This is a genomic window from Microbulbifer mixtoriginis (SeqCode) (assembly GCF_052467515.1).
On record NZ_CP174314.1, the window covers coordinates 880,253 to 895,054 of the forward strand.

12 protein-coding genes are annotated in these 14,802 nt (G+C 51.2%); 9 read left to right on the forward strand and 3 right to left on the reverse strand.

The annotated features are described in order from the left end of the window. Positions 1–148 precede the first annotated feature (148 nt). The 3 genes from ACJJIT_RS03690 to ACJJIT_RS03700 all read left to right on the forward strand — a co-directional run bounded on the left by ACJJIT_RS03690 (position 149) and on the right by ACJJIT_RS03700 (position 3,271). A complete protein-coding gene (locus ACJJIT_RS03690) occupies positions 149–481 on the forward strand; it encodes a DUF1820 family protein (protein WP_211214910.1) in 333 nt (110 codons plus the stop codon). Positions 482–797: 316 nt separating this feature from the next. Beyond that, entirely contained in the window at positions 798–1,589 is a 792-nt protein-coding gene (locus tag ACJJIT_RS03695; RefSeq protein ID WP_444900017.1) for a UDP-2,3-diacylglucosamine diphosphatase, read from the forward strand. Beyond that, positions 1,586–3,271: a lysophospholipid acyltransferase family protein gene (locus tag ACJJIT_RS03700; protein ID WP_444900018.1), complete on the forward strand. Its 1,686-nt coding sequence runs from the start codon at positions 1,586–1,588 to the stop codon at positions 3,269–3,271. The genes ACJJIT_RS03695 and ACJJIT_RS03700 overlap by 4 nt, the downstream gene beginning before the upstream one ends. A 59-nt stretch (positions 3,272–3,330) precedes the next feature. Here ACJJIT_RS03700 and ACJJIT_RS03705 read toward each other — a convergent pair whose 3' ends face one another. After that, positions 3,331–4,617, reverse strand: a complete 1,287-nt coding sequence (locus ACJJIT_RS03705) for an aminotransferase class I/II-fold pyridoxal phosphate-dependent enzyme (protein WP_252083064.1) — start codon at positions 4,615–4,617, stop codon at positions 3,331–3,333. A 143-nt stretch (positions 4,618–4,760) separates the two neighbouring features. Next, complete coding sequence (locus ACJJIT_RS03710; RefSeq protein WP_444900019.1) at positions 4,761–5,627, reverse strand: DUF6279 family lipoprotein; 867 nt, start codon at positions 5,625–5,627, stop codon at positions 4,761–4,763. Positions 5,628–5,936: 309 nt separating this feature from the next. On the opposite strand from ACJJIT_RS03710, the gene nagB-II reads away from it, so the two are divergent. Further along, positions 5,937–6,935, forward strand: a complete 999-nt coding sequence (gene nagB-II, locus ACJJIT_RS03715) for a glucosamine-6-phosphate deaminase NagB-II (RefSeq protein WP_444900020.1) — start codon at positions 5,937–5,939, stop codon at positions 6,933–6,935. A gap of 51 nt (positions 6,936–6,986) precedes the next feature. Beyond that, positions 6,987–8,114, forward strand: coding sequence for an N-acetylglucosamine-6-phosphate deacetylase (gene nagA / locus ACJJIT_RS03720; RefSeq protein ID WP_444900021.1), 1,128 nt, complete (start codon positions 6,987–6,989; stop codon positions 8,112–8,114). 16 nt (positions 8,115–8,130) lie between these two features. Here the strand turns inward: nagA and ACJJIT_RS03725 are convergent, their stop codons facing one another. Next, positions 8,131–9,204 carry a LacI family DNA-binding transcriptional regulator gene (locus ACJJIT_RS03725; RefSeq protein WP_444900887.1) on the reverse strand — a complete coding sequence of 358 codons (1,074 nt, stop codon included), beginning with the start codon at positions 9,202–9,204 and terminating at the stop codon, positions 8,131–8,133. 809 nt (positions 9,205–10,013) lie between these two features. Between ACJJIT_RS03725 and edd the strand changes: the two genes are divergently transcribed. The 4 genes from edd to ACJJIT_RS03745 are packed head-to-tail and all read left to right on the forward strand — an operon-like array spanning position 10,014 to position 14,764. Next, positions 10,014–11,831 carry a phosphogluconate dehydratase gene (gene edd, locus ACJJIT_RS03730; protein WP_444900022.1) on the forward strand — a complete coding sequence of 606 codons (1,818 nt, stop codon included), beginning with the start codon at positions 10,014–10,016 and terminating at the stop codon, positions 11,829–11,831. A 54-nt stretch (positions 11,832–11,885) separates the two neighbouring features. Beyond that, on the forward strand, positions 11,886–13,346 hold the full coding sequence (zwf, locus tag ACJJIT_RS03735) for a glucose-6-phosphate dehydrogenase (protein ID WP_444887006.1): 1,461 nt from the start codon (positions 11,886–11,888) through the stop codon (positions 13,344–13,346). 56 nt (positions 13,347–13,402) lie between these two features. Further along, positions 13,403–14,113: a 6-phosphogluconolactonase gene (gene pgl / locus ACJJIT_RS03740; RefSeq protein WP_444900023.1), complete on the forward strand. Its 711-nt coding sequence runs from the start codon at positions 13,403–13,405 to the stop codon at positions 14,111–14,113. 21 nt (positions 14,114–14,134) lie between these two features. Beyond that, positions 14,135–14,764 (forward strand): bifunctional 4-hydroxy-2-oxoglutarate aldolase/2-dehydro-3-deoxy-phosphogluconate aldolase, encoded by a 630-nt coding sequence (locus tag ACJJIT_RS03745; RefSeq protein WP_444900024.1) that lies wholly within the window; start codon positions 14,135–14,137, stop codon positions 14,762–14,764. Positions 14,765–14,802: the final 38 nt, after the last annotated feature.

Genomic DNA, 14,802 nt, shown 5'->3' on the forward strand with positions numbered 1-14,802 from the left:
GGTGGGGCATTATAGCGACAGGACCCGGCACTGCATAGATGGCTATATTAGCGGTTGAGAACCTGTGCTATTCTTGCGCGCTTTTTCGGGCTTTGCCCGCTTTCTGAACAACTTCGAGCTTCGGGGTATTCCCCATCCTGAGAGACTTATGGCCAACCCGATATATAAAGTGATTTTCCACAACCAAAGCCAGGTGTATGAACTCTATGCCCGGGCGATTTATCAGAGCGATATGTACGGCTTTATTGAAGTCGAGGAGTTTGTTTTCGGGGAGAAGGCCCAGCTGGTAGTGGACCCCAGTGAAGAAAAGCTAAAAACCGAGTTTGCCTCGGTAACCCGTTCCTATATCCCGATGCATAGTATTGTGCGTATCGATGAGGTGGAAAAAGAGGGGACAGGCAAAATTGTTGAAGTTAAAGGCGATAAAGTTGCAAAGTTTCCCTTTGCGCCGCCCATTCGCCATCCCCAAGATACCGAATAACCCTCCCCCTTTACCGAATCAGCTGGCCTTGGGCCAGGCTGATTCGGGCGCCTAAAGCCCTCGCAGTCTAGCGGGTTTCACTGCAATATAAGCTTCAATAAAGGTCCTCTGGACTGTCATCAAATCGCTGCAAAGTGACTGCGCAGGCGATCATTGGCCTTGATGGTATTTGATCGATATCTAATAAGCGTTCGCCTGTTCGCGGCTTGCAAACTATTGACCGATAAATTCCACTGCATGGCATAGGTTGGCGCTCAGCAGGCTAGTTATCAGTCTTTACGCGAGTTGATTACTGGTCAAAGGTTGGAGCCTTGCTATGGGCAATCGCTACCATGCGCTGTGGATATCTGATGTCCATTTGGGCAGTAGAGACAGTGAGCCTCATCGGTTGGCGGATTTTTTGGCACAGAATCGTGCCGATAAGGTGTACCTGGTAGGGGATATTTTCGATATGTATGCCCTCTCTAAAGGGAAGGGCACCTGGTGTCAGGCATCCTCCATGTTGTTGGGGATGCTTTCGGAGTTAAGCAGTCTTACTCCGGAGGTTATTTATATTCCCGGAAATCACGACGCCCCCATGCGCAGCTGGGCGGGTAAACGTTTGGGTAATATTCGTATCGAGCGCGATTGGATTCACACAGCTGCCAGCGGTAAACGTTACTGGGTAACCCACGGCGATCAATTTGAACATAATATCAAAATTAATCCGTTCAGTTACCACATTGGGGATCGCAGTTACTATCTGATGCTGCGATTTAACCGCTGGATTAATTATTGGCGTAGTCGTTTCAACAAGCCCTGGTGGTCTCTGGCCAGCCAAGTAAAGAACCGTGTGAGTGCAGCCAGGCAAATGATGACCGATTTCGAAAATGTCGCCGTGGGTGAGGCTCAGGCCAAGGGGATGGATGGAATTATCTGTGGGCATATTCATCGCCCGGCGCTGCGCAATAAGAACAGAGGTGGGCGTACGGTTACTTACGCAAACTGTGGTGATTGGGTCGACTCGATGAGTGCCGTGGTAGAACAACAAGATGGCAGCCTGGAACTGCTCCATTGGTACCGGGCCCCAAAAATAGCCAGCATAATGACAGAGGTGGTGGCCGCATGATTCAGCTTGAAACACTGTTACAAAAAAATGCCTGGTACAGCGCAGCGCCGCAAAAGCCCACACGAAAATTGGTCTCCGCTACCCTTAAAAAAATTTGTTGTGAGGAGCAGATTGTAGAATTTGGACGGCGTTACCCTCACTTGGGAGGGTTGGATTTTATTCGTCAGTTATTTAGTGACCTCAATTTCCGCTATGAGTTAAATCCCTCGGAATTGGAGCGGGTGCCAGTGACTGGGCCTTTGATTATTGTGGCTAATCACCCCCTGGGCAGCCTGGATGGCCTGGCATTAATCGATATGGTTGCCAGAGTGCGCAAGGATGTGCGTGCAATTGCCAGTCACCTTTTATGGAATATTCATCCATTGCGTCCATATTTTTTGCCGGTAGATAACTTTAACGGGCGTACCCGCCGTGCCGATGTGCAAGGGATTTATGATTATCTCGGCCAGGGTGGGGCGGTAATTATTTTTCCCGCCGGTGAGGTTTCACGCCTAAGCCCCCAGGGGGTGCGCGATGGGCGCTGGAACCCTGGATTTGTACGCTTTGCTGAGAGGGCCAATGCACCGATCTTACCGGTGCAAGTGCTCGGCAGAAATTCCTGGTGGTTCTACGGCCTGTCGATGCTGAATAAACCACTTTCAACCCTTTGGCTTATTCGAGAAATGTTCAAGCAAGCCAGCCGTGGTATTGATATCCGTATTGGCCGCCCCTTGGAAGCGGAGCACTTCCGCAGTTGGCCGCTAACTCCCCGTGCCCAGGCGGCTCTCTGGCGCAAACATGTTTATAAATTGCATCGTTCTCCCGCGCCTCTGGGGCCGGAACTTATTGCCGCTGCTGAGTCTCGGGGGGAGGTGAAAAAAATAATCGAGAGCTTTGAAGCTCTGACCTCCCAGGGGAACTTCTCCGTGCGACTCTATCGGCAGCGGCCGGATTGCCCGGTTATGCGTGAGCTGGCGCGTACGCGTGAAGTGGCTTTCCGGGCAGTGGGTGAGGGTACAGGACAGAGTCGGGATTGGGATGCATTTGATGCGCACTATGACCACTTGCTACTGTGGGACCATCATTGCCAGCAGATAGTGGGCGCCTACCGTATAGCGGGCACCGAGAGCTTGGCAGAGAATGAGATCTACAGCAGCACCCTGTTCAATTATCCCTCCCCACCGCGATATTGCCTGCCGGGTTCGGCAGAACTTGGTCGCAGTTTCTTACTGCCCGAATACTGGAGGGGCAAAGGGCTGGATCTGCTTTGGAGTGCTATCGGCCAGTGGGTCTTGCGCAATAAAGTACGCTATTTATTTGGGCCTGTTTCTATGCCGGGAACATTTTCGGTGCGGGCAAAGTCGGCAATTGTAAGATATTTTTCCCATTATTTTGCTCCGCAAAACCCACTGGGCGATGCGCGTCTGCCTTTCCTGCAAGCGGGTGCACCTCTGCCAGATCTCTCTGGGGATTCAATTGCGGATATGCGCCAGTTAAAACTGGTATTGCGTGAAGAAGGGGTGGTTCTACCGCCACTTTTCAAAAAGTATGCTGCACTGACCAAGCCGGGTGGCACTAGTTTTCACGCCTTCAATGTTGATCCAGACTTTTGTGATTCCGTTGATGGGCTCGTGGTGGTCGATTTAAATTTAGCCGATGAGAAGTTCGCACGACGCTATCTCTCAAGCGAAAACGCTGCCTGAATCAAAAGGGCAGCTTTTAATGCCGCCCTTTTGATTCTCTGCCAAACCATTTCAGAGGGTTATCCTGCCTTTCGCTGTTGCTCCAGCTTCTGGCGCACGCTGGCCAGTTTCACGCACAGTACAAACACCGACATAGCGGTGTCGAGTTCTTCCAGGGGTGGAAAACTCGGTGCTATGCGGATATTGCTGTCCTCAGGATCTTTGCCATAGGGGAAAGTGGCACCTGCAGGGGTGAGTTTTACACCGGCCTCTGCTGCCAACTTGACTACGGCCTTGGCACAGCCTTTGCGGGTATTGAAGGAGACAAAATACCCTCCTTGAGGTTTTTCCCATTGGCCCAGATCCATTTCAGCCAGACCGTTGTGCAGGTGTTCCAGCACACAGTCAAATTTGGGCTTAAGGATATTGGCATGCTTGCGCATGTGTTCCTTCAGGGTGGTGAATTCGGTAAAGAAGCGTGAGTGGCGCAGCTGATTCACTTTATCTGGGCCAATAGTCATGGTCTGCATCTGTTGCTGCAAGGATTGCAGGTTGGCACTACTGGCACTGACAAATGCGACACCGGCTCCGGCATGGGAGACTTTAGAGGTGGAGGCAAATTGAAGCACTGAGTCCACAGTGTCATTTTCCAGAGTGGCAGCACGAATGCTGGCGAGACTGACATAGTGTCCAAGGTCGTGTACAGCATAGGCGTTATCCCAGAATATTCGAAAGCCTGGATTGGCGATTTGGCCGAGCTGAGCCAGGCGCTCTACGGTTTCATCACTGTAAGTGATACCACTGGGATTGGAGTACTTGGGCACGCACCAGATACCGATAATTTCATTGTCCTCACGAATATACTTTTCTACAAGGTCCATATTAGGTCCTTGATCATTCATGGGGATGCTGACCATACCGATCCCCAGTTGTGCACAAATACTGAAGTGCCGATCGTATCCGGGCACAGGGCAGAGGAATTTGGGGGCTTTCAGTTCTCGCCAGGGGGTATTGCCGGCAAAGCCGAACAGGTAGCCGGTTAGCACTGCGTGATACATCAGGGTTAGGGAGCTGTTGCCTGCGGCGATAACCTCTTCTGTGGGTACTTGAAGCATATCCGCACCAAGTTCACGGGCACTAGTGAGCCCGATTAAGCCGCCGTAATTGCGGGTGTCAGTGCCTCCTGCGGCGCGGTAATCGTTACACAGGATACCGTCGAGTTTGTCGGATAAATTCAATTGTTCTGTGGAGGGTTTGCCACGGGTGATATCCAGATTTAACTCGTGTTGACGGATGCGCTCATAGTGGGAGCTCAGCTCTTTTTCCCACTCGGCTAACTGGTCAAAACTGGCGGATTCGATTTGCACGTGAAGTCCCCTGGCTGGTCATTAGAGTTGGCGAGCTTAGCAGTATGAGCTGGGCTTAGTCAGCCCCATGTTACGATTTTTGAAGGTTACTTTTTAGGGTGCATTGGCTTATAAGTGCGCTTTATCTTTTTTCTTCGGTATTTTTATTGGTTGGCGAGGGAGTGAAAGTCCTGCGCGTATTCTCTTAGTGTTTTACTGAGGTGTCGGCGTTGTTCAAGGCTGGTACTGGTTAATATTTTTTGGGCCAGTTCTTGCGCCTGCTGTTGGCGCTGTTCCTGATTCTGGCGATATTCTGGCGACCAGAGTTGTTCTGGGTTGAGCAGTAGGCTGCGGATTTTTTCCAGGTATCCCTCCGGTTTGTTACGCAATAATTCGAAGGTTTTGGATTGCCAGAGTCTTCGTTGCTCGATGCGCTGTAGAGGGTTGTACTCCATTTTGGATACCCAGGCGGTAATCATTTTTTTTTGCTCTTCGGTAAGGGCGCCGAGCCAGCGAATGCTTTCTCTCCGGATAATTTTGTCGCGCTTATGTTGTACTTTTTCCGGAGAGCGTTGCCATTTTTCCAATCTCTTTTGCTCTTTTCTCCACATATTGCCTTGTAGTTCATTAATCTGTTGTTCACTCAACTGCGCTGCCAAAGGCAACATCAGGTTGTAAGCATTTTCACTGGCGGCTGCTAAAAACTGATGGACCTGCTTATCGATAGGTTGCAAGTTGGGCTTTTCCAGTGCTCCTTCATCGACCCTTTTTGCTAGGTTATTCAAAAAGTCGGCGTAGCGAGGGAGTTGGGTCTGTCGGTGCCAGCGAAAAAAGCTGTTAAGGGCGCCCTGCAGCTCACCTTTTTGGGTGCGGTCCAGTTCTACATATTTTTGGGCTTTCCAGCGAATCCAGTAATCCACATTGTTGTAGGCAAATTGGATGCTGGAACAACTGTTAATAAATTGTAATAGGATTAGGAGCGTTATAACTCGCCAGAAAAGGTGTGTTGGCGTGCCGCCCGCTTTTGTCATCGATTGTTTCCTGTAGGCATTGCCCGATTGATGCCGGGGAATTATTAGAAAGCATAGATGATTAGGATATAAGCGTCTTGTGGCGTGAAATCGCTTGTTTCTCTCGTGTAGGCCTGCTTTGGGAAGCTTTTCACGCTTATCGGGAATGAGTCGAAAATGGCTTGATAAAAGAAGTGACAATGACCTCCCCAGCCATTAAAACAGCCGCTCTTTATGTGCTACCTGCACATAAACTGATAGTTGGATTCCTCCAAAAAGTTTGCCGGGAGTCCGGTTTCGGGGAGAGGGGTAGCCTGAGTGAATGATGGAATGACTACGACGATCATGGAGGCCGAAGCCCGTGAGGCTCCGGCAAGAGTTGCTGAACAGCTACAAACGAATGCGAAAGTGATGGAGCGCCTGGGGGAGCGTTTGCAAGCTCAAGCTCCACGCTTTGTCATGATTGTTGGGCGGGGTTCTTCTGACCATGCTGGTGTTTTTGCCAAGTATCTGATCGAAATAGAAACAGGGACGCCCACCTTTGCTGCGGCGCCTTCAGTTTCCAGTGTGTATGGACGCCGATTGAAATTGGAAGGGGCGTTGGTGCTGGTGATCTCTCAGTCGGGGCGCAGTCCGGATATTCTGGCTCAGGCGAAGATGGCCAGGGAGTGCGGCGCCTATACGGTAGCCTTGGTGAATGATGAGCAGGCGCCAATCAAGGATATTGTCGATTTACTGATCCCCTTGAAGGCGGGGCCGGAAAAAGCGGTGGCAGCTACCAAAAGTTACCTGACCACGCTTTCGGCAATTTTGCAGCTGGTGGCTTGCTGGAGTGGTGACAAGAGGCTGCGCTTGGCCTTGGAAAAACTACCTGAAACTTTAGAAGCTGCTGTTCGCGCAGAGATACAATTGAGACCTGAGGATCTGGCTTCGGTGCAGAATCTGGTGGTGCTCGGACGCGGTCCCGGTTATGCCATCACCCGCGAGCTGGCGCTGAAATTAAAAGAAGTGTGCAATATCCATGCGGAGTCTTTTTCCAGTGCAGAATTTTTGCATGGGCCGGTAACTCTTGTTGAGGACAAGCTGACCGTTGTAAATGTCCCTATTGAGGATGAGTCATTCAAGGCGCACAGTGAGCAAATTGATGACATAGTGCAAAGAGGGGCAAGCCTGATCAATCTGCATGTGCCGAGCAAAGGAGTACATCCCCGCATCGCCCCCCTTGCTTTGCTGCAGCGCTTTTATATCGATGTTGCCCATGTGGCAGTAAACCGCGGCATTAATCCTGATGAGCCGGCAGGCCTAAAAAAGGTCACTCAGACCGTGTAATAATCTGCCAGAAATTTCGGTGTAAATAATATTCAGTGTTAAGGAGAGGTTGTGGCTTTCGCCCTGGTCGCAGAGAAGCTTTTTGATGGTGAACGGATCTTGGAGGACGTGTCACTGATTATCGACGATGATGGTCGCATTGCCTCCATTGGAAAATCCCCGCAGTCCTCAGCGACATATTTACAGGGCCTATTGGCGCCGGGGCTGGTGGATGTGCAGGTGAATGGTGGTGGTGGTGTACTGTTTAACCAAGAGCCCAATGTTGCAGGGCTACGTACAATGGGCGAGGCTCATGCCCGGTTCGGTACTACAGCTTTTCTCCCCACGCTGATTACCGACCGTCTCGATATTATGCAGGATGCTGCGAATGCGGTTAGTGCTGCGCTGCATCAGCAAGTACCCGGTGTGATCGGTATCCACTTTGAAGGACCACATCTTAGCGTGCCGAAAAAGGGGACTCATGAGCAGTCATTTATTCGTCCTCTTAGCGATGAGGAGTGGGAAATTTATGCGCGAGAGGATCTGGGGATTAAGGTTGTTACCCTGGCGCCGGAAACAGTGCCCATGGAGGATATCAGTCGATTGTCTTCTATGGGGGTGCGGGTGTGTTTGGGGCATTCCAATGCCGATGGTGAAACCGTGCGTTCGGCATTGCAGGCTGGCGCAGTGGGTTTTACACATTTGTACAATGCCATGTCGCCGTTGCATTCTCGCGAGCCGGGTATGGTGGGATCCGCTCTTGTTAGCGACGAAGCTTGGTGCGGAATTATTGCTGATGGTCATCATGTCAGTGCCGAGGCTATTACTCTGGCGCTCAAGGTTAAGCCGCGTGGAAAGCTGCTTCTTGTGACTGATGCCATGTCCCTGGTGGGGAGTGATGCGCTGAGCTTTCCGTTATTTGATCGGGTGGTAACTAGAGAGGGGGATAAGCTCACTTCAAGTACCGGAGAGTTGGCCGGTTCGCATCTGGATATGATGGGGGCAGTGCGTAATATCAGCGACTGGTGTGGCTTGGATATCTGTGAATCCTTGCGAATGGCAAGCCTCTATCCTTGCCAGTTTCTGGGTTCGCAGGGCGGAAGTATTGTTCCTGGAACCAAAGCGAATTTTATTTTGCTCGACCGTAGTTTTAATGTGCAAAAAACCTGGGTCGGTGGGTGTCAGGTTTATGGTGAGTAGTGTGCCTGCCTCTCAATCAAGTTTGAGGGTTGTAGGCTTTCTCAACTACCGGACCGCTGGATTCTCGTACGATTAGACTCGGAGTAAAGCTGCGGTAATTGCTATCTGACTTTACGCCGTTTAGTTGTTCTTTTTCCTGTCCTCCACGGCATTGAATACGCCCCAATAACAGTTCTGCAGCGCGACGGGCAATATCTTCGTTCGGTTGGTGGGCCGTGGTGAGCTTCGGCCAGGTCTGGCGTGAAAAGGGGCTGTCTTCGAAGCCAGCGATAGAAAGTTGTTGGGGCACCTCAATGTTTAACATGCGCGCGGCAAAAAGTGCTCCTGCAGCCATTTCATCATTACCGGCAAAGATGGCCGTGGGAGGGGTGACTGAGTGTAATAAGGCGGTCGCCCCGGCTACGCCGGAGTCAAAGGAATATTCGCCCTCTATGACCTGCTCCTCAGTAAAAGGTAAGCCAGCTTTTTGCAGGGCCTTTTTGTAACCCGCTAGGCGGCTGAGGGTGGATAAGTGTTCGGCGCCACCGCCAAGGTAGGCAATTTGTCTGTGCCCCAGCTGCAATAAATGTTGGGTAATTGTGAAAGCGGCGGTTTCGTCATCAATTGCAATGCAGTTTTCCTCTCCCTGGATGCAACCTTCAGAGGAAATTATCCGTACAAACTCCACATCCAGTGACTTCAAAGTATCGATAACTTCCCGGGTCTCGGAGAAAGGGGGAGTGAGTACCAGTCCGGCAACCCGGCTTTGCTCTATTAGTTTGTGCAACTCTTCATGGATGGTTTCTCTTCGGCCACTGCCAGGATGGATAAGCAGTTCGTAGCCCCGTTCGCGGCAGGCTTCGAGGATGCCGTTTTGCATGTCGATCACATAGTAGGCATTGGGGTTGTCGTAAATAAAGGCAATGGAATAGGAATGGGTACCTGCCAGATTGCGCGCGGCCAGGTTGGGACGGTAGTTTAGGGCTTGTACCGCCTGAATGACCCGCTCGCGGGTGCTGGGGCGCACAGAGGGTTCATTGTTTATGACCCGGGAAACTGTCTTTATTGATACGCCTGCGCGTGCGGCAACGTCATTAATGGTGACTTTCATCGGCACCGATTCCTCTTGCAAAACCTGCCCTGGGGAGGCCTCTAGCCTCAAGCTCATCTCATCTTCTTTGTTCGGACCATCCGAAGTAAAAAGGATCACTCGGTACTGACAGTTTGGCAGCAGCTAGTAATCCCGGTTAATGGCGGTAGTGGGCATGAGCAAAATATACTGATCTGACATCTTTTTGTAATTTTCTTACATTATTACCTTTTGGTACCAAAAATTTATTTCCCGTATATCTTGCTATTGTGGCGTTTAATTCTCCTTATTGGAGGATTTCGGATCGTTTCACTTGGCCTTCCCAGGCTAATGGCTTGGTTCTTATGTCGGCTATAGACTGGCTCTTGATCTTTTTTGTAGTTTTACTACATAATGCGCTTCATCAAGCTTGCAGGGCCTTATTTGCTAGCGCCATGTGAGGTTTGTGAGCTTTCTACTCCATCTGGAGGGGGGAGGTTTTGATCTCACTGGCCCATTAGTATCCGATGGAGTTAGTGGGCTCCGGTAAAAATTAGGCCTGGTAAGAAAGTGCATTTCTTGAGGTTTGGTAGGGATGTTGATCAAGCCTATTAGTTTTTTCTTGAAAAAAAAGTGCACTTTTTTTGCTGGGTGGGTGATGGAATTCTCCAGCTTGTCCATCGCCTGCCGGGTGATAGGGCTTCGCCCGCACTACAACCCAGTCAGGCGGCGGGATTTTACTTGCCGGAAGGCTTTCAGGGATGAAAACTCAATGGTGGCTGTGCCGCCACCGCAATAAGGCATCGATGTCAGCTCAAGCGTGCATCGAGCAGAATTAATACGGAAGAGTCATGGTTCACAGCAAGGTTCAGGCAGTTACCGAGCGAATTATCCAGCGCAGTGAGGAAACCCGCGCTCAGTATTTGGCTCAGGTGGAGAAGGCGCACATTGAAGGGCGTGCCACTACGCACCTGTCCTGTGGCAATCTGGCCCATGCTATTGCAGCTTCTCCAGAAAAGGACAAGCAGCTTATTGTTTCCGGGCGTGGTCCCAATCTGGGGATTGTTACCGCTTATAACGATATGCTCTCAGCGCACCAGCCCTATGGGCTTTATCCGCCACGCTTGAAAGAGGCGGCGGCGCGTCACGGTGCCACTGCGCAAGTAGCCGGTGGGGTACCGGCGATGTGCGATGGGGTGACGCAGGGGCGGCCAGGTATGGAGCTGAGTCTCTTTTCCCGCGATGTAATTGCCATGTCCACAGCCATCGCCCTTTCCCACGATGTCTTTGAAGGCGCTATGTTCCTCGGCATCTGCGACAAGATAGTGCCGGGACTGGTAATCGGTGCCCTCGCTTTTGGACATCTACCCTCAATTTTTGTACCGGCGGGCCCAATGCCCACTGGGCTTTCTAATGCGGAAAAAGTACGAGTTCGCCAGCTCTATGCTGAGGGCAAGGTTGGTCGTGCCGAATTGTTGGAGGCGGAGAGCGCTTCTTACCACAGTGCTGGCACCTGTACTTTTTACGGCACCGCTAACAGCAACCAGATGTTGGTGGAAATTATGGGCCTGCAGTTGCCAGGCAGTTCATTTGTCAATCCTGGCACTGGCCTGCGCGATGCACTTAATGAAGCGGCGGTGGCACAGTTAGCAAAAATTACTGAGCCCAGCCAGCACACACCCATCGCGAAAATCCTCACAGAAAAAACATTTGTTAACGGTATTGTGGGACTGCTCGCCACAGGTGGTTCCACCAACCATACGCTGCATTTAATAGCGATGGCGCGAGCTGCCGGTATCCAGGTCACGTGGCAGGATATGGCCGACCTCTCTGAAGTGGTGCCTCTGTTGTGCCATGTCTACCCGAACGGTACAGCCGATATCAATCACTTTGCGGCAGCTGGCGGTATGCAATTCCTGATGAGTGAGTTGCTTGAGGCTGGCCTGTTACATGGTGATGTATGCACGGTGCTGGGTGATAGTGGACTTGAGTCCTATTGCCAAGACCCCTTCCTCAACGAGTCTGGTGATGGTGTAGTTTGGCGGCCAACGGCGAAAGAGAGCGGCGACACTACAGTGATTCGCCCTGTTAGCGATCCTTTCTCCCATCACGGCGGCTTACAGCTACTGGAGGGTAACCTCGGCCGTAGTGTGATCAAAGTTTCCGCGATTAAACCAGAGCATCTCAAGGTGAAAGCGCCGGCGATTGTGCTGCATAACCAGGATGAATTGCTGGAGCGTTTCAAAGCTGGCGAGCTGGAACGGGATTTTGTTGCGGTAGTGCGTTTTCAGGGACCACAAGCAAACGGTATGCCTGAACTGCATAAACTGACTCCAACCCTGGGTGTACTGCAAGATCGAGGCTTCAAAGTGGCCCTGGTCACCGATGGGCGGATGTCCGGTGCTTCCGGCAAGGTGCCGGCGGCTATTCATATGTCTCCTGAGGCCGTCGAAGGCGGCCCCATTGCCAAGGTGCGCGATGGTGACATAGTGGAGCTAGATGCCGAAGCTGGCGTGTTGCGGGTCTTGGTGGATGAAACGGAATTACATGCGCGCGAACTCGCTCAGTGCGATTTATCTGATAGCGCCCGCGGTATGGGCCGGGAACTCTTTGCCAATATGCGCGCTATCGCCAGTGGTGCCGAGAGTGGTGCCAGTATCCTTTATTAATATGTGTCGCTCAAAAGAAACGGCGCAGTAGAAAACGATTTCAGAGCAAAATTTATGTCTAACCCATTTGATATGGTGTTATTTGGTGGTGGTGGTGATCTTGCCCTGCGCAAGTTGATTCCAGCGCTGTATCGCGCTTACCGAGAGGGCAGCTTAGCAGAGGGCTGCCGAATTCTTCCTGTTTGTCGCCACCAGCAAGACGCCGATCAATATCTAAATGTGGCACTTCAGGCCCTACAGCAGCATTTGCGCGATGGTGAATATTGCAATTCCATCTGGACTGGTTTTAGCCAGTTATTACGCCCTGTGGCCCTGGATATTTCTGTACCGGATCAACAGTGGACGCACTTATCGGACATCCTCGAATCAGATCCCGAGCGAGTACGAATTTTTTATTTGGCGATTCCCCCTGGTGTTTTTGGCCCCTGCTGTGAAAACCTTTCATCCAAAGGCTTAATTAGTAAAAATTCCCGGGTGGTGGTAGAAAAACCTCTCGGTTATAACGCGCAGACTTCCGACGAAATCAATAGCAAAATTGCGAGTTACTTTCCGGAAAATAGTATTTTCCGCATCGATCATTACCTGGGTAAGGAAACCGTTCAAAACTTGCTGGCCTTGCGTTTTAGTAATGTATTGTTCGAGCACCTTTGGGATGCAAAAACTATTGACCATATACAGATTAGTATTTCTGAAACTGTCGGCCTTGAAGGCCGCGCGGGTTTTTATGATGAAACCGGTGCGCTGCGGGATATGGTGCAAAATCATCTTTTACAACTTTTGTGCCTGATCGCTATGGATTCTCCGAATTCCATGACCGCGAAAAATGTTCGAGCGGAAAAAATCAAGGTATTGGAGGCGTTGCGCCCACTAAAGGGCGGTTTGGTAGATAAAAACGTTGTGCGTGGCCAGTATGTTGCTGGAGAAATTAATGGTCAAAAGGTGCCGGGGTATCTGGATGATCTGGAAGGTGGCGCTAGTGCCACGGAAACCTTTGTCGCTTTGCGTGCATATATCGATAGCTGGCGTTGGGCGGGAGTACCTTTTTACCTGCGTACAGGCAAGCGTATGGAAAAACGCTGTGCGGAAATTGTGGTGCAGTACAAAAAAGTTTCCCACCTAGTCTATGACGAGAGTGCCGGCAATGTTGTCCCCAATCGTTTGGTTATCCGCTTGCAGCCGGAAGAGAGCATCCGGCTGATTTTGATGGCCAAGAAAATGGATAGCCTGACCACTGAGCTACAGCCGGCGGAATTGAATTTAACGCTTTCAGACACTTATGACAGCTTCCGCAGTGATGCCTATAAGCGGTTGATGCTCGATGCCGCTGCCAATAACTCGGCCCTGTTTATTCACCGCGATGAAGTGGCGGCAGCCTGGGCCTGGGTGGACCCTATTATTGAACACTGGCGTGAAACCGAAAATCAGCCCAAGCCCTATCCTGCGGGTAGCTGGGGACCAGAAGAAGCTAACGAACTGCTAGCGCGTGATGGTCGCCAATGGTTTAACGCCTACTAATGATTTTGTGGATTACCTATTTTTACGGTGATCCATAACGATGGATGGAAGTATTCATGGCAGAAGAGAAATTCTTTACCGATCGTGAACGCCTGGTACAGGCACTGGCCTACGACTGTGCCTGCGAACTGCAGCAAGGCATTAAAGAATCTGGTCAAGCCACTTTTCTTGTCTCGGGAGGCAGTACCCCGGAACCGGTTTATCGCGAACTTTCCAAGCGTCCACTGCCCTGGGCGCAGATTACGGCGGCGCTGGTGGATGAACGCTGGGTAGCAAAATCCCACAGTGGCAGCAACCAGGCATTTATTGAAAACAGCCTGCTGCAAAATAATGCCGCCGAGGCCACTTTGCTGGGCATGAAAAACACTCATAGTAGTGCTGTAGAGGGTGAAGCTGATTGTGAGCGCGCCTATGACGAGCTGCCGCGCCCCTTTGATGTGTGCATTCTGGGAATGGGTAACGACGGCCACACCGCTTCTTTATTTCCCCATGCGCAAGGGCTTGCAGAAGCACTAAATCCAGATTCGGACAAATTGTGTAGCGCCATTACCGCGCAACAGAGTGCCGTAACCGGTACCAATACCGAACGTATGACGCTGACCCTAAATGCCATTTTACAGGCAAAAAATATCAAGCTACTGATTACCGGTGAGGAAAAACTCAAGGTTTATCGTGAAGCCTTGCTCGGTAGTGATGAAATGGAAATGCCGGTGCGCAGTATTCTCAAGCAGGGACTGAAGCCGGTCACTGTGTATTGGGCGCCTTAACGAACGATTTGGAATTGATTGATGCAGAAAAATATCGCCGACATTTTGCAGTCTGCTGGCGTTGTCCCAGTGTTGGTTATCGAGCGGGCTGAAGATGCGTTGCCCCTGGCTGAGGCCTTGCTCAAAGGTGGCTTGAATGTTCTTGAGGTGACCCTGCGCACAGAAGCAGCCTTGTCTGCAGTAGAGCAAATTGCCAAACACCTACCCGAGGCTGATGTGGGTACCGGCACAGTGCTAAATGGCGATGATCTGCGCCGCTCTGTCGATGCAGGAGCGCGCTTTATGGTAAGCCCTGGTGCAACAGAAAAACTATTGGCATCTGCGGATAAAAGTGATGTGCCACTATTACCCGGTGCCTCAAGCGCCTCCGAAGTGATGGGCCTGTATGAGCGGGGTTACCGTTATCAGAAATTTTTCCCTGCTGAGGCCGCCGGTGGTGTGGCCATGCTGAAGTCCCTTGCCGGTCCATTAGCGGAAGTAAAATTTTGCCCAACCGGTGGTGTGAGCCCCAACAATGCGGCGGATTACCTGGCACTTAGCAACGTGGTTTGTGTGGGAGGTTCCTGGATGGCCTCCAGTGCCTTGGTACAGGAGAAAAATTGGGCCGAGATTACCCGTCTTTCGCAACAGGCTGCAGCACTGAAATTCTAATCTGTTAATTGCCTGTGCCGTTCCCGAATTGTTCGGGT